Consider the following 22,946-nt stretch of genomic DNA (forward strand, 5'->3'; position numbering starts at 1 on the left):
ATTTTTGCAAAATTTCGTAAACGAAAATTAAACGGATCGGATACATTATCCCAATCATTGCTTAACTCTTGATACGAGCCCGAGCCCATGGATGTTCTGCCCTCCTCTGCCTCGCACTTGGCCCAAATTTACCTACTCGGCACCTACCGATTACGGGTTCAAGGACAATGTCGCGCCAATATTATCAATTACGATAAAGCGCGGATTCTGCTGTCCATGCTCGCATTGGCGCAGGGCAAACCCATCAGCCGCAGCCGTCTTGCGGAAACAATCTGGCACGAAGACCCCATCAGCGTCGGGCGTGCCCGTTTGCGTCATGCACTGCATGCCTTGCGCCGGGCCTTTGAAGGGTGCGATCAGGTCTTGCACATTACCAATGACACCTTGGCACTGGACCCCTGTCACGCCCAGGTAGACGTACTGAGTCTGCTGCAACACCCCAGCCAGCCAGCCTTAAGCGATCTGGAACGCCTGAACCTGTATCAGGGTCCTTTGCTGGGACAGGTCAAACTGCATCATGGCGAGCAATTGCAAGACTGGCTGCAAGAGACGCAACAAACCATTCGCCAAACCCTGTCGCACTGCCGCGACCGGTATATCGAGTCCGGGCTGGACACGCTGCCCCCCGCGCAAGCGATCAGTTATCTCAAACGCTGGCTGCTGATCTGGCCCGAAGAAGAAAAACTGCATCAAGCGCTGATCCGCCTGCTCAAGCAAGAAGGCCAACACGAAGCCGCGTTGCAAGCGTATGAGCAGTGCTCGGTCTTGCTGGCCGATCGCCTGGGGTGCGAACCCAGCGCCCAGACACGCAGTCTGGTCGATCTGCCCGCGCGCTCGGCCCCCCATGCCAAAGCCTTGTCCACCACCGTCCAATTGCGCCTGCGTCCCTTGGCCGCGGTCGGCTTTTGCCTGCGCTTTGAACCCGGCCATCGTCATGCCCGTGAAAAAGGCGGTCAACTGCTCGAGCAAAGCCGCCAGACCCTGCTCCAGTTGATCGAGGATCATGGCGGCTGGGCCAGTGAGGCGGGCCCCAGTCAAGTGCTGGCCTATTTTGGCTACCCGGACCTACTGGAGTCGCCCATCACCCAGGCGGCGACTTTGGCACGGGTTGCGGCCACCGTGCGCATGGATGAACATATCAAGCTGAGCATCGCCATTCATGCAGACCTTGTCATGGACGATCAAAGCCCCTGTCCAGACCCGTGGGGACAATTGGCCCAGGTGGTCTTGCCCTTGAGCTGGGAGGCGGCCCCCGGGGCGCCGCGCGTCACCTTTCAAGCCGCATTGCGACTGGACCCCAAAGATGTACAAGGCCCGGTGGGCCGCCACAATGAAGCGCTCTGGCTCAACCTGAGCCCCTCAGACATTGACGCTGTACGGCTGACCAGCCGTGTCTACGGCCGCTCTCAAGAGTTCGATCATCTGGTGCAGGCCTGGTCGTATATAGGCCCCAACCGGTCCCTGCATCACATTGCCATCCATGGCCGAGCCCATATTGGTAAAAGCCTGCTGGTCCAGTCTCTGGCAGATTATGTACAAAAAACCGCCCATCACTGCATCGTCCTCCATTGCCGCGAAGATAAGCGCCGTGTCGCCTGGCACCCCATCCGTCTTTGGCTGCACGAGCAAATTGCCAATTACATCACCGCACAAACCGGTAAACAGCGCGACCCCTTTTCCATTCAAACCCTGCAAGAAGCGCTTGAACTGAGTCCCAAGCAAGCGCAATCCCTGCATGAGTGGCTAAACAGCGGGCCAAACGAACAGGACTTGAACGAGCCCTCTACGGCGCATACCGACCTTCTTTTCAATCTGCTCAGCGGCCCAGGCAGCGCCCCGCGCCGTCGCCTGCTGATTATCGAAAACGTGCAATGGGCCGACCCGCCCACCCAGCGTCTGATCCGACTGCTCTCGCATACCACGCCCCGTCATCCAACCTTGCTGCTGACCACCAGCCGCAAACCGGGCCACGGCATGGAACGCGCCGAACACCTGAATCTACGGGCACTGGACCGCTCCAGCATCAACAGTCTTCTGAGCGGGCAGCGCGGGCAGCGTCTGGCGCGCGACAAACGCAGCCGGCTGGTCAAGCTCAGTGCCGGCAACCCGGGCCATGCCAATGAACTGCTGCGCTGCCATGAGCTCAATTGCGAATGCAGCCACGCGCTGCGCCTGACTGACCTGATCTGCACGCAATACCACAGCCTGTTGCCCGCGACGCGACACATCCTGACCAGCATTGCCCTGCATGAGCAGGCTATTTGCATCAACGAGCTTGGCCTGATGCTGCGTCTGGACAATACGGCCCTGAGCAGCGGTCTGGATACACTGGCCACGCTGGACCTGATTGATTTAGACGGCAAACACGTATCCTGCCTGCCGCTGATCGCCCAGGCGCTGGAGCGTGTGGCCATGCAGGAGGAGTTGCGTCAGGCTCACTATGCCATTGCCCAACACGGCATACGCCGTCGCCAGGCACCTGCCCATATTGCCCTGCACCTGTGCGAGGCGGAAAGCCCTGAAGCGGCCTTCTGGTGGCAGCGTGCGGCCCGCGAGGCCCTGGCACAAAGCGATCTGCGTCAGGCCAGTCAGTATTTGCAGCGTTCACTCAACCGCAGTGAGCTGATTGAAGACCTGCAGGTGCGTCAAACCCTGCAATTTGAATGTCGCATGTTGCAAGGCGCGATTGAATCGTCCCTGTACGGCCCGGCCTCGGCCTCGACCGCCATGGCCTATGAATTGGGTCATGAGCTTCAGGACGAGCAGGATTCCGACCAGGTCATGATCAGCCTGTGGACGGCCTGGTCGGCATTGCATGCACAAGGCAACTTTGAGCAGGCTTTGCACAAAGCACGCCAACTGCTGGCGCTGGCCAATGAAACCAACCATGACCAGAACCGCAGCTGGGCCTTGTACGCGATCGGTCAACACGAACTGTGGAAAGGAAACATCAACAATGCCATTCAGACGCTGAATCTGAGCCTGGCCGTCTTTGATGATTTGAAAGAGCAAAACAGCCGACGCGCGATTGCCGAGCATTTTCCCCAATCGATTACCTTCGGAACCTTGAGTGTGGCCCTGGCCCTGAAGGGCGATCAGGATGCCTCTCAACAGCACGCTCGCCTGGCCTTGCAAAGCCTGCGTTCAGACACCATTTTTTCGCTACGCGCCATCACCCATTTGTTCGTGATGCAGGCCTACTACCTGATGGAGCAACTGGAAGACTGCCTGCAAGTGGCCGAACTGTCCTTGCACGAGCTTCAGAAGTCACACAATCCCGAGCCCTGGTCGGCGCTGAGCCGCTCGTTCCTGTACTACTGCCAGGTCATGTTGTACGGACGGGAAAGCAGCATGCAGTTCCTGCTCGATTGTGTGCAAATTGCCCAATACGGCCTGCCCATCAGCACTGATGGACTGATGAGCCGGATTGCCCGCGCCATGATTCGCCTGGGACGCAGCAATGAAGCCATGCCCTGGCTGGACAAGGCTGCCGCTCAGGGGCTGCGCTATGACACGGGCAGCATGGGGGCCGAGTTGCATTGTGTGCGTGGCGACGCCTGGATGGCGTTGGGGGAAAACGCACAGGCCTTGCAGGAATGGAATCTGGCTGAACAGCAGATGGAAAAACACGGCCTGTATCGCTACGCCGACTGGATTCGGGACCGTCGGCAAGCCGTTCAAAAGCTCAAGGTCTAGCCCCACCTTGCCGGTGCGCTTGCCAGCAGCAGCCTTGCGCCGTTTAAACAGGATAGCGGAGCTCGCACTGGCAGGAAAACGGCTTACAGCAGCCACTCAATCGGCAGGACGGACAACACACCCACGCCCGCGCGCCGCCAGATGCTGGCATCGGGTTCGGACGTGAACCGGCGCTGGGTGCCGTCTTCATTGAGCTGAATCCACACCAACTCACCCTTGTCGTCCAGTTCCACCCGATAACTGCGGTAAGGCAGCACTTGTTCAAAACTTCTGGACAGGGCCTGCGCCATTTCAGGGCTTTCAATGATGAAACCCAGCTCAGTATTCAAATTGACCGAGCGCGGGTCGAAATTAAAGGAGCCCACAAACAGACGTTTGCCATCAACGGCAAAGGTTTTGGCATGCAAGGCTGAGCCAGAGCTGCCAAAGGGGCCCGAGCCATGACGGGTCGGCTTGTCCATCGTGGGACGCAACTCGAACAACTGCACACCCGCTTCCAGCAAGGCTCTACGCCGCTTCGCGTAACCGGCGTGCACAGCCGTGACGTCCGTGGCGGCCAGCGAGTTGGTCAGAACACGAATCTGCATCCCTGGCCGCTGCATCAGCCCTTCAAACGCCCGCACCCCCGCAGCGGTAGGGACAAAATACGAGGACACCAGATCCACCTGATGAGCGGGTTTGCCCAACAGCTCATCCATTTGCCAAACCAGCAGTTTTTCCGGACTGACCGGCCCGAGGGCCTTGGCCGGATCATCGCTAATCATGGTGGTACGCGCCCACTGAAAATCCAGCTGGCCTTGCACCAAAGCGCTGACCAGATTCGATTCACGTAATATTTGCTGGTACTTTTTGGCGCGGGGCTGTACTTCGGCATCCTGCAACTGCTCCTGAAACGCCGCAAGGGTTTGAGAGCTTTCAGTCTTTACGAGCCGATCGATGGGATACGCAGACTGGCTGGCCCAGTAAAGATCAAAGTCCTTGGAGACCTCCTGCACCACCGCCCCAATCGCCATCACATCCAAATCTGCAAACAGAATGTCCTGCGTGGCGCCAAAATACTCATCACCCACGTTGCGGCCGCCAATAATGGTGACCTGATTGTCCACGGTGAACGATTTGTTGTGCATGCGCCGGTTCAGACGCGAGAAGTCAGTCAGGAAGCCCAGGGGCTTGGGCCAGCGCAACACAAAGGGATTGAACAGGCGCACCTCGATATTGGGGTGGGCATTTATGGCCGCCAGCGTGTCGTCCAGGCCCGTAATGCCATTGTCATCAATCAACAGGCGCACCCGCACACCCCGCTCGGCCGCCTGCATCAACATGCCCAGCATCAAGGTGCCGGTCGTATCGCCGCGCCAGATGTAATACTGCACATCCAGCGTTTTTTGAGCCGCAAACGCCAGCAGGGCACGGGCGGCATACGCATCGTGCGGGTCGAACAACGGATAAATACCCGATAAACCGGGATGCTGCTGTGCCTGAGGGTCCACCGCCCGGCCGATCGCAGTGTCACGAGCCTGCTCCAGAGGCAGCGCTTCGCTGTGGCTGCGTCCTTCCAGAGAGGGCAAGGCACAGCCTGTCAAAGCAGCCAGCAAGGCTCCCCCCGCAATCAGGGTACGCCAGACGCTGGACGCAGCCTGCCCCCGCAAGCGGGGTAACGTTGGCTTTTTGACGGGGTCGATTTTCATGAAGGCATCTCTGTGAACATGGGCATCGTTCCACATAGTAGCACCGCCCTGGCGCCCCAACCGCCAGCCCGTGTCACAATCACCACTTGCAGCCCGTGACAGGGCGGACAACAATAAAGCATCCGCCTATTCTTTAAGCCTGAAACAAGTAGCATGCCCACCGCCCAATCTTCTGCCTTACTGCCCCGCCACCTTGCCATTATGTTGCTGTTAATGCTGGGCAGCTCCTTTGCCGCCAACCATATTGCGGCCAAAGTGGCACTGGACCATGGCACCGGACTGATCATTTCTGTTATTTTGCGCTCGGCTGCCGCCACCCTGGCGCTGAGCGTGCTGCTGATCTGGCGCAAGCAGGCCCTGTACGTGCCACGCCCCTACCTGGGCTGGCAACTGCTGCTGGGCGCACTGATCACTGTGCAATGCATGTTGATCTATTCCTCCATTGCCCGCATCCCCGTCGCCCTGGCATTGCTGGTGGCCAATATGTACCCGATATTGCTGGCTTTGCTTACCTGGGTACTGGGCGGACACCGTCCCACTCGCAAGACAGCCATCATCATGGTGGCCATTCTGGCAGGCCTGCTGCTGGCGCTGGACACGCCCAGTCTGATCAAAGGCGCCACCGTTGATGCCCAGTGGATTCTGGGCGTGGTGTGCAGTTTGCTAACCGCACTGGCCTTTGCCATTGGCCTGTGGATTACCGAGAACAAACTGGCACCGCTGCCCGGCCTGGTGCGCAGCTTTTGTACGATTAGCCAGACGCTGGTTTGCCTGATTGCACTCAGCCCCCTGGGCCTGCTGCCCGGCGGCTCTTCCCTGCCCCACGATGCGGTAGGCTGGATAGCCCTGTCGTTGGTCTGTGTCCTGTACACCACGGGTTTTGTAACGCTGTTTGTGCTGGCACCCCGCCTGGACATGACACGCAATGCGCCCTTCATGAATATGGAGCCGGTCGCCTCCCTGATTCTCGGCTGGCTGATCCTTAAGCAGACCCTGAACTCCACCCAACTGCTGGGCGGAGCCATCGTGCTCAGCGGTATTGTCGCCCTGGCCTACCGGCGCACGCCCCGCACGTAAGAATCAGGCGCTGGACAAAAGTCGCTGCCAGACACGCGGCAACACCGCTAGCAGGTCCTCCGGAATCAGCCCAGGACCGAATTCCAGTGCCGCTTGTGAGTGCAGCCAGACTGCGGCCCCCGCCGCTTCAAAAGCTGGCATGCCTTGCGTCAGCAAACCACACACCAGCCCGGCCAGCACATCTCCGCTGCCGCCGGTAGCCAGCCAGGGCGGTGCGCAGGCATTGATCAAGGCCCGACCGTCGGGGGCGGCAATAATCGTATCCGCGCCTTTGAGCACCACCACGGCCCCGCATTGGGTGGCCGCCAGCCGCGCCGCTTCCAGACGATCAGGCGCCACGTCAAAGACACGGGCAAACTCGCCTGAATGGGGCGTGAGCACACATTGTTCGTGCAACGCCGCCCATAACTGCTGCGGCTGTTGGGCAAAGCTGCTGATGGCATCGGCATCCAGCACACAAGGACGCTGGGTTGCCAGCAGGGCCAGTGTCAGACGACGGGTTTGTTCTCCCAGGCCCGCCCCCGGCCCCACCAGCCAGGCTCGGATGCGTTGATCGGTGGTCAAGGCGTCATCCCAAGGCGCCACCATGATGCTGTCCATCGCACTGGCATACACCGGCCAGACTGAAGAAGGAACTGCCATGCTGACCAGCCCTGCTCCTGCCCGCTGCGCTGCGCGGGCCGCCAGTCGGCTGGCACCCGTCATGCGTTCGCCCCCCACCACCAGCGCGTGTCCGCGTGTGTACTTGTGACTTTGTGCATTGAGCTGGGGAAGATCGGCCTGCCACAAGGCTGGCTCATTCAACCAGGTATCGGGCTCGGGCAAGGACGGGCCCGGCATGCCAATATCGGCCAGTTCCAACTGACCACACAAAGCCCGGCCCGGATACAAAACGTGACCGGGCTTGTAACGCACAAAACTGACCGTCACCGTCGCGGGAGCGGCCACTCCCCTCACTTGTCCACTGGCACCATCCAGCCCGGAAGGGATATCGATGGCGCAGACGGGCACTTTGGAGTCGGCCAGAGACTGAATCAGCCCTGCCGTCTCACCTTGCACATCCCGATCCAGACCCGCACCCAGCAAGCCATCCACGACGACGGAAAAGCGCCGGAAATCCGGGCACTGACTCTCCCAACGGCCCTGCCATTGGGATTGCGCCCAGGCTGCCGTTCCTTGCCGTCGGGATGGGTCTACCAGGCTAAAGACTGAAACCTGTCTTCCCTGCTCACGCAAAATCTGCGCGGCCACCAAGGCATCTGCACCGTTATTCCCCGGCCCGCATAGAAACAGCACCGCTCCTTGCGGCCAATGGCGCTGCACGGTGCGCGCCACCGCGCCTGCGGCCGCCCGGATCAGTTGCTCGACCGACACTCCAAAACCCGGGGCCGCCCTATCCATGCGGGCGCACTGAGCAGGACTGTACAAGGCCTGTTTTCCTGGGGGCGCGCTCAGGGGCAAAAAACCATATTGGGACACAAAAGGCATAGCGGGCTCACAAAAACAGAAATCAAATCCATTCCTGAGGGCATAGGCGACTGTTGGTCAGCAAGGTTCCAGCACCATGATTCCCAGGTCCGGGGCGGGCCATCTACAAAAAAAAGAACGGGTCACCGCCCGCTCTCTTATCTTAGTGCCAATTGTCCGAATACAACACGCTGGCAGTGCCCCCCTCTTAAGCGGAAGTCTGCTCCTGCCTGTCTTTGACAGAAGCTACCGACAGCTCCCGTGGCACCTGCACCCCGTTTTTAACAGCGATGATTTCCGCCATGATGCTGACCGCAATCTCTGCCGGCGTTTTGCTGCCTATATACAAACCAATCGGACCTTTGAGCTTATCGATTTCCTGAGGCGTCAGGTCAAAGTGTTCGGCCAGACGTTCACGACGGCTCTGATTATTGCGCCGCGATCCAATGGCCCCCACGTAAAAAGCACTGCTCTTGAGGGCTTCCAGCAACGCCATATCGTCCAGCTTGGGATCATGCGTCAGGGCCACAATAGCGGTTCTTCGATCCGGCACGCAGGCAATCACTTCGTCGTCGGGCATGCCGCGCACTACCCGTGCTCCGGCCACACTCCATCCCTGAATATGTTCGCTACGCGGATCGCACACTGTCACGTCAAAACCATTGAACAAGGCAATGGTGGCCACGTACTCGGACAACTGTCCGCCGCCGATCAGCAAGAGCCGGTAAGACGGCCCGAACGTCACGGACAAGCAATCTTCGCTTACATGCAAGGCCGCCGGCACACGGGCAGCACTGCTCCAAGCGCGGCCCGTGTGCAAATCCACGTGCCGCTGCACCAAATGGCGCTGCTCCAGCAAGGTCAGCACCTGCGCCAATGCCTGCGGACAAGGGTTGAACTCGACCAGCAGACGGATTGTGCCGCCACACGGCAAGCCAAACCGGTGTGCTTCATCAGCACTGATGCCATAGGTCAGCAGTTGGGGACGATCCTCATCCTGCCAGCGCTTATCCGCCCCGGCAGTCTCGTGGTAAGCGCGGATCAGATCGTCCTCGATACAGCCACCCGAGACCGACCCGACCACCGCCCCTCCTTTTTCCAGAGCCATGATGGAGCCCTCCGGACGGGGGGACGAGCCCCAGGTCTGCACGACGGTGACCAATATCGCGTCCCGTCCCTGTGCGCGCCATTGCTGTAACTGGCGCAAAACCCTGACATCCAGGCTCTCCATACGTGTCTCCTGTCTTTCCCGTGTTTACTTGAATACCGGCATGCCGCCACCCGAATCATCAAAGGGATTCAGGTCGGAACCGTATTCATCCTGCATTTCAATCGTGACCGTACTCGGATCAACTTTGGCGCCGGTTCCCTTGTAGTGCGTGACCATGCCCGGAAACAGAAGCACCACGGCAATCATCACAATCTGGATACCAATAAAGGGTACGGAGCCCCAGTAAATGTCGCCTGTGGCCACACCCGGGATCTTCTTTTTCGTCACTTTGTCGATGTAATCATCCTTAGGGGCCACCGAGCGCAAATAAAATAGTGAGAAGCCAAATGGTGGATGCATAAAGGATGTTTGCATATTAACGGCTAAGAGCACGCCAAACCAGATCAGATCAATACCCATCTTGTCGGCAACCGGCCCCAGCAAAGGCACGATAATGAACGCCAGCTCGAAAAAGTCCAGGAAAAAGGCCAGCACAAACACCAGTACGCTGACCAGTACCAGAAAGCCGTACTCACCGCCGGGCAGATCAATCAGCAGATGCTCCACCCACAGGTCGCCGTCCACACCCCGGAAGGTCAACGAGAAGATCGTGGAGCCGATCAGAATGAACATGACAAAGCAGGACAGCTTGGCCGTGGTATCCATGGCTTGCTTGAGCAGATCAACACTCAGACGCCGACGACTGACAGCCATCAGAATCGCACCGACCGCTCCCATGGCCCCACCTTCCGTAGGGGTGGCAATGCCCAGAAAAATCGTGCCCAGAACCAGGAAAATCAGTCCCAAGGGAGGAATCATGACAAAGACCACCCGTTCGGCCAGGGTCGACAACAAGCCCAGCTTGAGCCACTTGTTGATCAGGGCCAGCACAAAGGCTACGCCGCCCACCAACAGGATGCAGATAATGACTTTTTCGTCGACTGGCCCGTTCGGGTCTACCCAGTACTCGTCCAGCAGATAGCCGGCCACCAGCGCGATCAACAGCAGCACACACAAAGAGCGTGCGCCGGAACGACCATTGGCCTGGGAGTAAGTGCGGTGCTCTGCCGGAATCGGGGGCACGTCTTTGGGACGCAACACGGCCAGAATCAGAATGTAGAGCAGGTACGAGCCGGTCAACACCAGGCCGGGTACCATTGCGCCACGGTACATATCGCCTACCGAACGTCCCAACTGGTCAGCCAGCACGATCAGCACCAACGAGGGGGGAATGATCTGCGACAAGGTGCCCGAAGCCGCGATCACTCCCGTTGCCAACCTGCGGCTATAACCGTAGCGCAGCATGATAGGCAAGGAGATCAGGCCCATGGAAATCACCGAGGCCGACACCACCCCCGTGGTTGCCGCCAGCATGGCGCCCACAAACACCACCGCAATAGCCAGGCCACCGGGCATGGAACCAAACAGCTGGCCAATCGTATCGAGCAGGTCTTCAGCCATGCCCGAACGCTCCAGAATCAACCCCATGAAGGTGAAAAAGGGAATGGCCAGCAACGTGTCGTTGGCCATGATGCCGAATACGCGCAGCGGCAGTGCCTGAAACAAGGACCAGTTAAACAGGCCCAACTCCACACCAATCAGGCCAAATACCATGCCGTTGGCGGCCAGCGCGAAGGCAACTGGAAAGCCCAGCAGCAGAAAAATAATCAGTGACACGAACATCACTGGCGCCATATTGGCGACAAATAAATCCATCATGATCGGTTTCAGCCTTTGTGTTGTTGCGCTAACTTGGCCTGGGCTTGCCGTGCAATGTCTTCAGCGAGCAATTCCTCAGGCGTTTTTTCCAGCAACTTCTTGTTGGGATTGGGGCAGGCCCCGCGCAAGAAGCCGATGCACTTGATCAGGTGCGAGATTCCCTGCAAGGAAATCAGGGCAAAACCGATGGGAATGATGAGTTTGGCAGGCCAACGGATCAGCCCTCCCGAGTTGGAGGAGACTTCCTGGCTCAGGTAAGAGTCCATGAACACCGGCCAGGACAAGGCCATAATGGCAAGGCAGGCGGGCAGCATGAACAACACCACGCACACGGCCTCAATCACAATTTGCGTGCGCTCGGACAGGCGCGAAGCCAGCACGTCCACCCGCACATGCTCATTGCGCAAGAAGGTATAACCGCCAGTCAGCAGAAAAAGGGCACCAAACAGATACCACTGCACCTCCAGCCAGGCATTGGAGCTGGTATCGAAGAATTTACGTGCGAAAGCGTTATAGGAGCTGATCACGACAACCAGCAGAACCACCCACATGACCACCCGGCCACAGAGCTGATTCAGGCTGTCAATCGCCCTTGATAGTTTGAGTAGAAATTGCATCAATCCCCCAGATTTTCTGCGTTGACGTTAGTTGGAATCTCATTGGACAGGAAACGGGCTGCAGGCTTGTGCGGGGCGCGATCCGCCATCCCTCTGGCGCCGCCTGCTGGCGGCCCCGGTCAGGGGGCGCACGCGCCCCCCGAAGCGATGCGCTCTGTCATCTCCTCAGTCCCGTTTTATTAATCGTTTTGCCTTGTCCAGCGCCTAGGCGCGTCGGAAAAGCCCCTTGAAGCGGTCCCACAAAATGCTGAAAAACATTTTGACCGGATTGAACTCGGCCACCACTGGCTCCTGCCCTTCAGCCAAGGGGTTTTCCAGACGCAGGTTCACGTTTTTGCCGAACTCCGCAATCATGCGACGCACGAAATCCTGTACCAGCCCGGAACGCGAGAACTGCGCCAGCGGCCCTTGCAACGAATACACCAGCTCCACGTGCACGCGGCTGCGCTCTTGACCGTCTGGCTGAACCTGATAGCTGACGTCACCGCGCGCGCGCGATTGACTCAAGGAGTCCACCCCTTCGCCCCGCAACACGGCGGCACGACGCTCGTTGTCTTCTTCCAGCGTGGCATTGCCCTTGAACGCAGCCGACATGGGGCCAAACTTGATCGCGATTTTTCCTTGTACCGTGGCCCCTTCCTGAGACTCGATGATCGCCCCCGGCAGACAAGCCGCCACTTTGGGCAGATCCTTCATGAAAGCCCAAACCTGATCGGCCGGGAAACGGGCATCAAAACCACCTTGAATGGCTTGCCCCTTGCCCTTGTCGGCATTACCGGGCGCAGCCGCAGCCACCGGAGCGGGCATCTGCGCTTCTTCCTGGACAGCGTCAAACGTCGTAAAGCTGTTCTGGTCCCAGTCTTGCGGCACGTTCTGCACGACAGCCGCGCGCAAGGCTTCCACCTGGGCATCGGGCTGATCGCGCAAGGCCTGCAGCACGGACAAAATGGCGGCCGTAATGCCTTGATAGCCAGTGCAGCGGCAAATATTGCCGGACAGCTCAATACGCACACGGGCTTCGTCCGCGTCGGGCAAACGCAGCACAATGTCGCGGCTGGTGGCCAGCATGCCAGGCGTACAGAAGCCGCATTGCAAGGCGTGTTTTTCCGAAAAAGCCGTACGCAGACGGCTCATGATCGGATCGTCGTCGTAGCCTTCTACGGTGGTGACTTCGTGTCCATCACAAGCACCGGCAAACGTAATGCAGGAGCGCACTGGACGGCCATCCACCAGCACCGTACATGCGCCGCACACACCGTGTTCACAGCTCAGATTGGTGCCGGTCAAACGACTTTTTTCACGTATGAAATCACCCAGATGGGTGCGTGGCTCGGCCTCGTGCTTTTGCTGGCGACCGTTAACTTGAATCGAAATTTCTGCCATGTCTTAACCTTTCACGCCCAGCGCCTGCTTCAGGCTGCGCTCTACGACCGTACGGAACAGCACCTGATGGGCCTCATCCCGTTGTGCCAGATACGGCTGCAAGGCCGCTGCAATCGTGTCCCCGTCCAGAACGGCCGCTCCTTGTGCCGCCACCTTGACAGCCAGTTCGGGCACGGAGCGCGGCGCGCCTTCCATTGCCCCCATCACCACTTTGGCGATGCGCGTGGCCGGATCGAAGTAACAGGCACAACTGGCATCGGCAAACTCGCCCACTTTACGGGTGAACTTGTAATAGCCCCAGCGAGCCGAACCTGATACCTCGGGCACATCCACGGACTCGATGAACTCACCGGCTTCCAGCACCGTGGTGTAGGCAGCCAGCATGAAATCGCTCATGGGAACCGTGCGGCTGCCTTGCGTTCCACGCACATTGATGCGTGCGCCCAAGGCGGTACAGGTCAGCACCCAATCGGCAGCTGGGTCTGCATGCGCGAGACTGCCGCCCAGGGTGCCACGATTGCGCACGCCCCGGTACGCGATACGACCGGCCACTTTCTGCATCATGTGACCGCGCAGCAGCTCGTGGACCCCGTCCTCAATCTCGGCATGCGTGACGGCGGCACCAATACGCACCCATCCCTGTGCAGCCTGTACCTGACGCAGCTCCGGCACAGCCGACACATCCAGAACACGGCCGGGACGCACCAAACGCAGATTCAACATAGGGCCCAGAGACTGGCTGCCCCCCATCAGGCGCAGCGCCGACGGGTCGCTGCCATAGGCTTGCTGGATCTGTTTCAGGCTGCGGGCCTGTTCGTATTCAAACTTGGCGGCCTTCATGCCTGCACCTCCGACACGGGCTGTTTGTATTGCTGAGTGGCGCACGGGGCGGCGGCGCGAATGGCGCTCAGCAGCCGATGCGGTGTCACAGGCGTATGCGAGACCTGTGCCCCCGTCGAGCGCAATGCATTATTGATGGCGGACATGATGGCGGCCGGCGGCGCAATCGCCCCACCCTCTCCCATGCCCTTGGCACCGAACTCGGTATTGGGCGAGGGGCTTTCCATGTGTTCGATATGGATATTGGGCACTTCGCAGGCACCTGGCATGACATAGTCGGCCAAGGTCGATGCCAATGGCTGCCCGAACTCGTCGTAAGGCATCTCTTCATACAAAGCGGTGCCGATCCCCTGGGCAATCCCGCCAATCGTTTGCCCTTCCACAATCATGGGGTTGATCATCACGCCACAGTCTTCGACCACCACATACTTGAGCACCTCCACCCCGCCCGTGCGCGGATCAACCGCCACCACCACGGCATTGCTGGCATAGGTAAAACTGCCGGTATCGACCTTGGGCTTGTAACCCACGGACAGTTCCAGACCCTGCGGGTCCACATCCTCTGGCAAATACTGCGGGTTGATGTACCAAGCATCAGCCACTTGAGCGATGCTGACCTGACGACCCTGGGCGCTGAACGTGTCGCCCTGATGCTGCAGACTGTCCTCATCGGCATTGAGCATATGGGCGGCAATCTTGCGCACACGCGGCAGCAATGCCTTACAGGCTTTCGAGACTGCGCCGCCCGACATCACCAGCGAGCGCGAGGCGTAAGTGCCGGTGGAAAACGGCGTGCGGCCGGTATCCCCATGCACCACTTTGATGCGTTCTACGGCAATGCCCAGGATTTCGCTGGCGATTTGAGCAAAAGAGGTTTCCATACCCTGGCCATGCGAATGCACTCCCACGCGCACCTCCAAACCACCATCCGGCGTCATGCGGACAAAGGCCTGGTCGAAACCGGGAATGACTGCTGTCCCCCAGCTGGCAAACACAGAGGTGCCGTGCGCGGACTGTTCGGTGTAGGACGCCACCCCCAGACCAATAAGGCGGCCATCCGGTTCGCCCTGGGCCTGACGCGCCAGTACCCCATCCACATCGACGGCCGCCAAGGCGCGGCGCAGGCTTTCCGGGTAATTGCCCGAGTCGTAGTGCTTATTGGCCACGTTGACATAAGGCATTTGTTCGCCTTGCACCAGATTCATCAGGCGGATTTCCCACGGGGTCTTGCCTACCGCCAGCGCGATCTGATCCATCATCTGTTCAATGGCCAGGCAAACACCCGTGCGGGCAACGCCGCGATACGGCATAAAGCCCGGCTTGTTGGTTCCCACGCCGCGCGTGCGGCAGCGGTACCCCCGAAAATCGTAAGGGCCGGGCAGATTGCCCAAGGCTTGACCAACCTCCAGACCCACCGTAAAGGGCCAGACGGAATACGCTCCGCCATCAATATCAATTTCGGCATCCAGAGCCAGCAAACGGCCTTCATCGCTGATGTGTGCTTTGAGCCGGTACTGGTGCTCCCGGGTATTGGCCCCCGCAATCAAATGCTCGCGGCGGTCTTCCATGAAACGGAACGGCTTGCGAAAGGTCTTGGCCAGCCAGGCCACACACAGCTCTTCCTGATGCAGCACGCACTTATAACCAAAGGCACCGCCCACATCAGGAGAAATCACACGCACCTGCGCCTGATCCATCCCCAGGAACTGGGCAATACCGGTGCGGTGCATGTGAGGGATCTGACTGCCGCAATACACCACCAGTTGATCGGCCTGGAAGTCCCAGTACGCCAGTACCGCTTTGCCTTCCATCGGCAACATGCACTGTCGCGACAGACTGACCGAATGCTCGATCACGCGGTCGGCACGGGCGGCATGCTCTTCAAAAGCAATGTCTGAGCGCAAGGTCACAAATACATTGTCCTGCCAGCCTTCATGCAACAGCTCACCTTGCGCGGCCAAGGACGCCTGAACGCTGCCATAGACCGGCAACTCATCGTACAGAGCCTCTATCTGCTCCAGAATGTCCTCAGCCACGGCCCGGCTTTCACCAAAGGCCAGGGCAACGGGTTCGCCAACATAGCGCACGCTGCCCAAGGCCAGCGGCGGCATGCGGGAGGACTGATAACTGGGCAGGGTGGAAGCGGCGTAAATATCCTGACAATCGGGCATATCGGCGCGGGTAATCACCTGCGCACGTGCCCTGTCTTCAATATTGATCTGACGAATTCGGGCATGGGCCATGGGACTGCGCAAGAAGGCGACTTCCTGCAGCCCCGGCATGGTCATGTTGCCGATGAAGTTGCCCCGGCCATTGAGATGGCGCGCATCCTCCTTGCGAAGAACGCGCGCGCCCACTCCTTGGCCACCCAGGCTTGACGGGTGACTGTGCTGACTCATTTCACTACCTTAAGAATGTACTGCTTAACCGCGCTTGCCCAACTCGCTGAAAGTGAAGTTGTCCAGGGCGCTTTCTGCCACCCGGAACCAACTGGCTTCCTGCTCCTGGAAGGTCTTCCAGCTTGGATAAATCTTGGCAAAATCGGCGTTGCTATCCGACAACTCCTTCCACAGCTCCTGAGACTTGTCGTAGGCAGCCTTCATGACGTCTTTGGGGAAGTAGCGCAGTTTGGCGCCATCGGCCACCAGCTTGCGCAGGGCGCCGGGGTTCAGGGCATCGTATTTGGCCAGGCACAGCATGGACTGCTCGTTACAGGCGGTCTCGAAAGCAGCCTTGAAATTGGCAGGCAATGCTTCCCAGGCATCTTTATTGACCATGGAGGTCAAGGACGCACTGCCTTCAAACCAACCGGGGGAATAGTAGAAGGGAGCAACTTTGTTCAAGCCCAGCTTTTCGTCGTCGTAAGGCCCAATCCACTCGGCAGCGTCAATCGTGCCTTTTTCCAGCGAGGAGTAAATATCGCTGGGAGGAATCTGCTGAGGCACCGCGCCCAGTTTGGACAAGACCATGCCGCCAATTCCACCGATGCGCATCTTCAGGCCCTGCAGACTTTCCAGGTCCTTGATTTCCTTGCGGAACCAGCCCCCCATCTGCACGCCCACGTTACCGGCTACAAAGTTCACGATGTTGTATTGGCTGTACATGTCACGCAGCAATTTCAGGCCGCCACCGTAGTGGATCCAGGAATTGTGCTGACGGGCATTCATGCCAAACGACAGGCCAGTGTCAAACGTCACGGCGGTGTTCTTGCCCACAAAAGCGGTACTGAGCACGTGATTGCATTCGACGGTACCATTGCTGATGGCATCCATATTCTGCGCGTAAGGCACCAGTTCACCACCGGGAAAAGCGCGAATCTCGAATTTGCCCTCGGTCAGTTCGCTGACACGTTTGCACAGTGCCTCGGCCGAGCCATAAATGGTGTCCAGGCTTTTGGGCCAGCCGGTGGACATGCGCCAGCGCACGGTGGGACTGTTTTGTGCAATTGCAGGGGCAGCTACCGCTGTCAGACCCGCACCGGCGACCGTTGCCGATTTCAACAGAAAACTACGACGCTCCATCACTCACCTCTTTGTATTTTTTAATGTATTTACACCCCTTGCTCGACAGGGGTCTGGGTTGTGCCCGCCAGTCTGGCCTGATGCCCGGACAGCAGCGGTCCAAACCTTGCCAAACCGTCCCCCCCGAGGGGCCAGACGGACGTTCCAAGCGGTGTAACTGCCCTGTGAAATTCACACTTACCGCTTCGATAATAGTAAGTGTGCTGATTAATTAATTTTTGGTCAAGCAGGGAAACTACTGACGCATGTCCTTGATGGGATAAAGGAAAGACGCATCAATAGCTTAAGCCTCAACTAGCGCAATCCCTTATAAAAACGATATTTTATTTTTCAATTTATACAGTATACTGACTAAATTGAATGCATAATCTGGAGACGACTTTGAACTGGATAAAAATTTCCGAAACCGACGCCATCGACAACGAAGAGTCCCTGGCTATCGACTGGCAAGGCAAGAAATTGGCCCTGCATAAACTGGACGACGAGTTCTACCTGACCGACAACGTCTGTACCCACCAATATGCCCTGCTCTCTGACGGCTATCTGGAAGATGGCTGTGTGGAATGCCCCCTGCATCAGGCCAAGTTCTGTTTGCGCACGGGCAAGGCCATGAACGCGCCGGCCACGGTGGATATCAAGGTCTATCCGTTACGCATTGAAGGCAATGATATTTTGGCCGACCTCAGTCAGGCCTGAGTTTTTTCCAGCGGACGAAACCAGCAACATCATGGCACACTACACCTCCGTACTGATCATCGGCGCAGGCCAAGCGGCGTCGGTACTGGCACGCGAACTGCGCGGCCTGGGCTATAGCGGCAGCATTACCGTGGTAGGGGAGGAGACTCACCTTCCCTACGAGCGCCCGCCACTGTCCAAAGACGTGCTCAAAGCCAGCGCGTCCACCGAAAGCGTTTTCCTGCAAAAGGCCGAGTTCTATCAAGAACAGAATATTGAGCTTGTACTGGGCACCTCGGTGCACTCTCTCGATTGTGCGTCCCGCCAAGCCCACCTGAGCAATGGGCAAACCTGGAGTTTTGAACACGCCGTGCTCGCCACGGGCGGCGCGGCCCGCGAACTGGCACTGCTGCCTGCGACCCAGGCTAACGCCTTGTACCTGCGCACGCTGGATGATGCCTTGCGTCTGCAGGCCCGTTTGCATCCAGGCGTGCGTGTGCTGGTGATTGGCGGAGGCTTCATGGGTCTGGAGCTGGCCTCGACCGCCCATGAAACCGGCGCACAGGTCACCGTGGTTGAGGCAAACGAGCGCTTGCTGGCCCGCAACGCCCCTGCCCTGCTATCGCATTGGTTGCTGGAGCGCTTTGAATCGCAAGGTATCACGGTGTGTTTGGGCCAAGGGGTAAGCCAGGCTCATTTTGCAACGGACAAGGAACATCCGGTTGAACTGGAGCTTAAGGATGGTCAGCGTTTACAGGGTGATGTAGCGCTGATCGCCGCTGGCCTGACCGCCAACTCCGCCTTGGCCCGAGCCAGCGGCATTGCCGTAGACGAGATGACCGCCGGGATTATTGTGGATCGTCAGGGCCGCACCAGTGTGGCGGGCATTTATGCCGCAGGCGATTGCACCACACAGATTTGCCCCGAGACGGCGGTGCGCACTCGCACGGAATCCTGGCAGAACGCCAACGAGCAAGCCCGTCAGGTGGCCCATGTGATTGCCGCACAGCCAGCGCCTGCCGCGCCCGTGAGCTGGTTCTGGACAGATGTGCTCGGTTGCAACATTCAGATGCTCGGTCAGGGCAGTCCGGATCTGGACTATCAGGTACGCGGCGTCATGGACAGCCAGGCCGATGCCATCAGCTTCATGCTATTGGCTTTCGAAGGCCCCTATTTGCGACATGCAATCGCCGTCAATGCCGGAGCGGACTTGCGCGCCTTGCGCAGCATCATGGAGCAGAACGTGCCCGTCGATCCAGCTATCGTGCTGGACCCATCGACCAAGCTGCGCCAGTACGTGAAAGAAGCGCTGCGTACAGCCCACGTCTAAAAAACAGAAGCGGCCTGCGCCGCCTTGTCATCACGATTCATTAAAGAGTTATCAGAGGAGAACCCCATGTATCAGACGCAAACGGTGATAGGCCAGACGGTCGGGTCCAAAGACCGCCCTGTCGAGCAATGCACCTGGCCCGAGGATGTACTCAACACGATTCCCGATTGGGTCTACACCAGCAATGACATCTACAACCGCGAGATGGAGCGGATTTTCCACGGTGACACCTGGAATTTCGTGGCCCTGGAGGCCGAAATTCCCGATTCGGGTGACTACAAGCGCTCGTATGTGGGCGCCACACCCGTGGTGGTCGCTCGTGCCGAAGATGGCAGCATCAACGTTTTCGAAAATCGCTGTGCACACCGTGGCGCTGAGTTCTGTCGCCACAACCAGGGCAACACTAATGAGTTTGTGTGTCCCTACCACCAGTGGTCCTACAGCCTGAAGGGCGACCTGCAAGGCATTCCCTTCAAGCGCGGCGCTAATAAAGAAGGCGGCATGCCGCGCAGTTTCAAAAATTCCGAGCATGGCCTGAAAAAGCTGCATGTGACAACGCACAATGGCGTGATTTTTGCGTCCTACAGCGATAAGGTCGAGCCGATTACGGAGTACCTGACCCCTGAGATTCTGAAGGACTTTGAGGCCGTGTTTCCCGGCAAGAAACTCAAGATTCTGGGTTACTACCGCAACGAGCTGCCTTGCAACTGGAAGATGTACCACGAGAATCTGAAGGACCCCTACCACGCGACCTTGCTGCATTCGTTCCTGGTGGTCTTTGGCCTGCTCGTAGCGGGCAACAAATCGCAGATGTATGTGGACCCTGTGCATGGCCGTCATGGCTATATGGCTTCGGCCAAGTCCGAGGACAAGTACGCCGAGGTCAGCGAGGACAACAAAAAGGAAATGCGTTCCTTTGTGGACGATATGCGTCTGCGCGACGAACGTTTCCTGGACTACATCAAAGAGTTTGATTCGCCTTGGTCAGTAACCATGCAGACCATCTGGCCCAACCTGATTGTTCAGCGTGAAATGAACACCTTGGGCGTGCGTCAGATTGTCCCCAATGGCCCCAACAGCCTGATCATGCAATGGACCATGTTCGGCTATGAGGACGACACTGAGGAGATGACGCGACATCGTCTACGTCAGGGCAACCTGATGGGACCGGCCGGTTTCCTGGGCCTGGAAGACAACGAGGCCATGAAATTTGTGCAAGAAGGCGTACGTCGTTCCAGTAGCGAGGTGAACATCATCAAGCTGGATGAGAGCAAGCTGGGCACGTCCAATACGCTGATCTCGGAAGCGGCCATTCGCTCCATGTACCAGTACTACCGCCAAGTGATGGATCTGTAAGACGAGCTGACTTATGAAAATGGATTTTTCTTTCAAACCTGCCCAGGTGCCTCTTGAGCGTGCTGTGACCCTGAAGGCGGAAATCGAGCTGTTCAATGCCGAGTACTGTGCCACCTTGGATCGGGGCAATGTCGAAGACTGGCCAATGTTTTTTGTGCAGGATGCCTTGTACCGGGTGACCTCACGCGAGAACGCAGATCTGAATCTGCCCGTGGGTCTGGTTTATGCAGAAGGTCGCGACATGATGCACGATCGTGCCGTGGCGATTGCTCGCACGCAGATGTACGCCCCGCGCTACATGCTGCATCTGGTCACCGATGTACGAGTCATCAGCGAGGCTGACAATGGCGATCTGGAAGCCGAGGCCAATTTCATGCTGATGCAAACGCTGGTGGAAGGGCCTTCTACCGTGCATCTGGTGGGCAATTACTTCGATACGTTCACACGTGTGGACGGTCGTTTGATGCTCAAGGAGCGTCAGGTGATTTTTGATACGTCCATTCTGGCGAACGATCTGGTGTTCCCCGTCTAGACCTGGTGTCTGCCTGTATTTTTAAAACCGTTTTTTGTGTGCTGTTTCCGAGCCACTTGAGTCAGAGGATTTTCTGATTCTTTTAAGCACCCTTCTTTGTTGAGGGGTGCTTTTTTTTGCTTATTTACTGGGCAGAGGGCTTATGGCTGGCGCAGTGTCAGAGATATGAGTCTTTACGACGGGTAGCGCAGGCTTGGGAGGACTATCAGGCCTGGGGACATTCAGCTTAGTCAGGGTCGGGAATAAAAGGTCTCTGTGAAAACGCCATTCAGTCGGCCTGCTGGGGTATCCGGGCTGAGCACTTGCCGGTGCTGCGCACCGGTGCCCTTGTCAGGAGATAGCTACGGGCGCATCCTGAACTCGCGGGGTGGTTCGTCCCCCGGACGGACCACAAACGCCCCGCTCAAACAGCAGGATGCTTGCACCCCTACGCTATCTCCTGCCCGCGGCAAGTACTCTGATCCGCCATGACACCCCAGCAGACCGACTGAACGGCTCACGATGGCTTTTTATCTACCCATCTCCTACAGGCTCTTTGAACAAATAGGGCCCTTTACCTTGCTCTTCTGCGTTTCCTAAGCGCCTAGCGATCTGCTTCGCGTAATAAGCCATAGGCAGTAAGCAGATGAGCATAAAGAACATTAGCTCTCTCCCACACGCAACGATCACCTCTCCCCCAAACACTCCACTGTCACGATGAGTTTTACATTCCCTCCAAACACAAAGAAACCATCAAAAGCCCCGCAATTTAAATTGACAAGCTGCAAGCCTTTGGCCTTTGCCAAAGCAAACCCCATCTCCCCTTCCGTTCTCCACCCATCCAATCTGAGTCCCTACCCTCCACTCCCCTCTGCCAGTGTCGTTTAGGCTTTAAACAATGTTGCTTGTTTTCTTGTGGGGCCCGTGTTCGGCTTGGCGGGCGAGTCAGGGCCCTTGCCGCGGGCAGAGTCCCGGGGTGGGATGCAAGGGTCGTGCTGTTTGAGGAGCACGCTTGCGGTTTGTCCGGGGGACAAACCGCGCTCCGAGTTCACGACCCGCCCGCCCCGGGACTCTGACAAGGGCACCCACGCGCAGCGTGGGCAAGGGACCCGCCAAGACAAGCCGAACACGGGCCCCACAAGAAAGCCCCCCCCCTCTCTGACACAAAGCCCAAACAGCAACGTCCAGAAGAACTCCTCTGGTGCTCCCAAAGCTCCACCACACCCTTCTTAAAAAGATTCACAAGACAGCCCTCCCGACAGACAACCTGTCGATATACCATCCCCTTAATCAAGACCGGTGACAGCAAGCCCTGCAAACCCACAAGGCGACCAGAAATAAAAAAGCCCCCGAGAGCCATACGGCTCCCAGGGGCACAGGTCCGATAGCCCGCCCCCAAGCGGCAGACCATCGATACTCAATCACAAGACTATCGAGACAGACTTGTTAACGACGACTCATGTCCATCAAGCACGGACGCCCATCCAGGCCATGATGAACCATCTTGTTCTTCTCAAACATGCAAGAGCTTGAATCGCTTTAAAGACCTATCAACTTCATGGTCTCTTCACGCGTCGCCACCGTGGCGTACTTCTGACGCATATCGAACAGGTTGGCCTCGTGCGGGCCAATTGCCCGATCACCCACGCAGTCCGACACCACCAGGGGGCGAAAACCCAGTTGCATTGCATCGACCACGCTGGAGCGCACGCAACCACTGGTCACCGCACCCGCCACCAGCAGTGTTTGCACGCCACGCTGGGTCAGCCACGCCGCCAGGGGCGTACCAAAAAACGCCGACGGCACGTTCTTGCGAACAATAAATTCACCCGGTGCAGGAGCCAGCTCCGGCACGA

Annotated in this window: 16 protein-coding genes; 6 read left to right on the plus strand and 10 right to left on the minus strand. The window is 58.2% G+C overall.

Translation table 11 applies throughout. From position 1 onward, the window contains the following. Positions 1-87: 87 nt before the first annotated feature. Positions 88-3,696, plus strand: coding sequence for a BTAD domain-containing putative transcriptional regulator (locus V6936_RS17065; protein ID WP_336580159.1), 3,609 nt, complete (start codon positions 88-90; stop codon positions 3,694-3,696). 83 nt (positions 3,697-3,779) lie between these two features. Here V6936_RS17065 and V6936_RS17070 read toward each other — a convergent pair whose 3' ends face one another. Continuing rightward, positions 3,780-5,384 (minus strand): phospholipase D family protein, encoded by a 1,605-nt coding sequence (locus V6936_RS17070; protein WP_336580160.1) that lies wholly within the window; start codon positions 5,382-5,384, stop codon positions 3,780-3,782. Positions 5,385-5,537: 153 nt separating this feature from the next. On the opposite strand from V6936_RS17070, the gene V6936_RS17075 reads away from it, so the two are divergent. Continuing rightward, positions 5,538-6,461 (plus strand): EamA family transporter, encoded by a 924-nt coding sequence (locus tag V6936_RS17075; RefSeq protein WP_059318868.1) that lies wholly within the window; start codon positions 5,538-5,540, stop codon positions 6,459-6,461. A 3-nt stretch (positions 6,462-6,464) separates the two neighbouring features. Here V6936_RS17075 and V6936_RS17080 read toward each other — a convergent pair whose 3' ends face one another. The 8 genes from V6936_RS17080 to V6936_RS17115 all read right to left on the minus strand — a co-directional run bounded on the left by V6936_RS17080 (position 6,465) and on the right by V6936_RS17115 (position 17,218). After that, complete coding sequence (locus V6936_RS17080) at positions 6,465-7,949, minus strand: NAD(P)H-hydrate dehydratase (protein WP_336580161.1); 1,485 nt, start codon at positions 7,947-7,949, stop codon at positions 6,465-6,467. Positions 7,950-8,136: 187 nt separating this feature from the next. Further along, complete coding sequence (locus V6936_RS17085) at positions 8,137-9,159, minus strand: XdhC family protein (protein ID WP_003802227.1); 1,023 nt, start codon at positions 9,157-9,159, stop codon at positions 8,137-8,139. Between the two features lie 24 nt (positions 9,160-9,183). Further along, positions 9,184-10,854, minus strand: coding sequence for a TRAP transporter large permease (locus tag V6936_RS17090; RefSeq protein ID WP_039943474.1), 1,671 nt, complete (start codon positions 10,852-10,854; stop codon positions 9,184-9,186). Positions 10,855-10,865: 11 nt separating this feature from the next. Then, complete coding sequence (locus V6936_RS17095) at positions 10,866-11,474, minus strand: TRAP transporter small permease subunit (protein WP_039943468.1); 609 nt, start codon at positions 11,472-11,474, stop codon at positions 10,866-10,868. A 204-nt stretch (positions 11,475-11,678) separates the two neighbouring features. Next, positions 11,679-12,857 (minus strand): xanthine dehydrogenase family Fe-S subunit, encoded by a 1,179-nt coding sequence (locus V6936_RS17100; RefSeq protein ID WP_003802220.1) that lies wholly within the window; start codon positions 12,855-12,857, stop codon positions 11,679-11,681. Positions 12,858-12,860: 3 nt separating this feature from the next. Next, positions 12,861-13,697 (minus strand): FAD binding domain-containing protein, encoded by an 837-nt coding sequence (locus tag V6936_RS17105; RefSeq protein ID WP_336580162.1) that lies wholly within the window; start codon positions 13,695-13,697, stop codon positions 12,861-12,863. Further along, positions 13,694-16,096, minus strand: a complete 2,403-nt coding sequence (locus V6936_RS17110) for a xanthine dehydrogenase family protein molybdopterin-binding subunit (protein ID WP_059318865.1) — start codon at positions 16,094-16,096, stop codon at positions 13,694-13,696. The genes V6936_RS17105 and V6936_RS17110 overlap by 4 nt, the downstream gene beginning before the upstream one ends. Before the next feature lie 24 nt (positions 16,097-16,120). Continuing rightward, entirely contained in the window at positions 16,121-17,218 is a 1,098-nt protein-coding gene (locus tag V6936_RS17115; RefSeq protein WP_336580163.1) for a TRAP transporter substrate-binding protein, read from the minus strand. Between the two features lie 381 nt (positions 17,219-17,599). Between V6936_RS17115 and V6936_RS17120 the strand changes: the two genes are divergently transcribed. The 4 genes from V6936_RS17120 (at position 17,600) to V6936_RS17135 (ending at position 21,111) form a co-directional block, all read left to right on the plus strand. After that, positions 17,600-17,914, plus strand: a complete 315-nt coding sequence (locus tag V6936_RS17120) for a non-heme iron oxygenase ferredoxin subunit (RefSeq protein ID WP_003802212.1) — start codon at positions 17,600-17,602, stop codon at positions 17,912-17,914. A 31-nt stretch (positions 17,915-17,945) separates the two neighbouring features. Further along, complete coding sequence (locus V6936_RS17125) at positions 17,946-19,223, plus strand: NAD(P)/FAD-dependent oxidoreductase (RefSeq protein ID WP_336580164.1); 1,278 nt, start codon at positions 17,946-17,948, stop codon at positions 19,221-19,223. 66 nt (positions 19,224-19,289) lie between these two features. Continuing rightward, positions 19,290-20,579: an aromatic ring-hydroxylating dioxygenase subunit alpha gene (locus V6936_RS17130; protein WP_003802208.1), complete on the plus strand. Its 1,290-nt coding sequence runs from the start codon at positions 19,290-19,292 to the stop codon at positions 20,577-20,579. Positions 20,580-20,592: 13 nt separating this feature from the next. Further along, positions 20,593-21,111 (plus strand): aromatic-ring-hydroxylating dioxygenase subunit beta, encoded by a 519-nt coding sequence (locus V6936_RS17135; RefSeq protein WP_003802207.1) that lies wholly within the window; start codon positions 20,593-20,595, stop codon positions 21,109-21,111. Between the two features lie 1,518 nt (positions 21,112-22,629). Here V6936_RS17135 and V6936_RS17140 read toward each other — a convergent pair. After that, positions 22,630-22,946: isochorismatase family protein (locus V6936_RS17140; protein WP_336580165.1), on the minus strand; the 317-nt coding region annotated here is incomplete at its 5' end.

It is taken from the genome of Alcaligenes sp. CHO6, assembly GCF_037120595.1.
In the GTDB taxonomy this organism is placed as follows: Bacteria; Pseudomonadota; Gammaproteobacteria; order Burkholderiales; family Burkholderiaceae_B; genus Alcaligenes; species Alcaligenes ammonioxydans.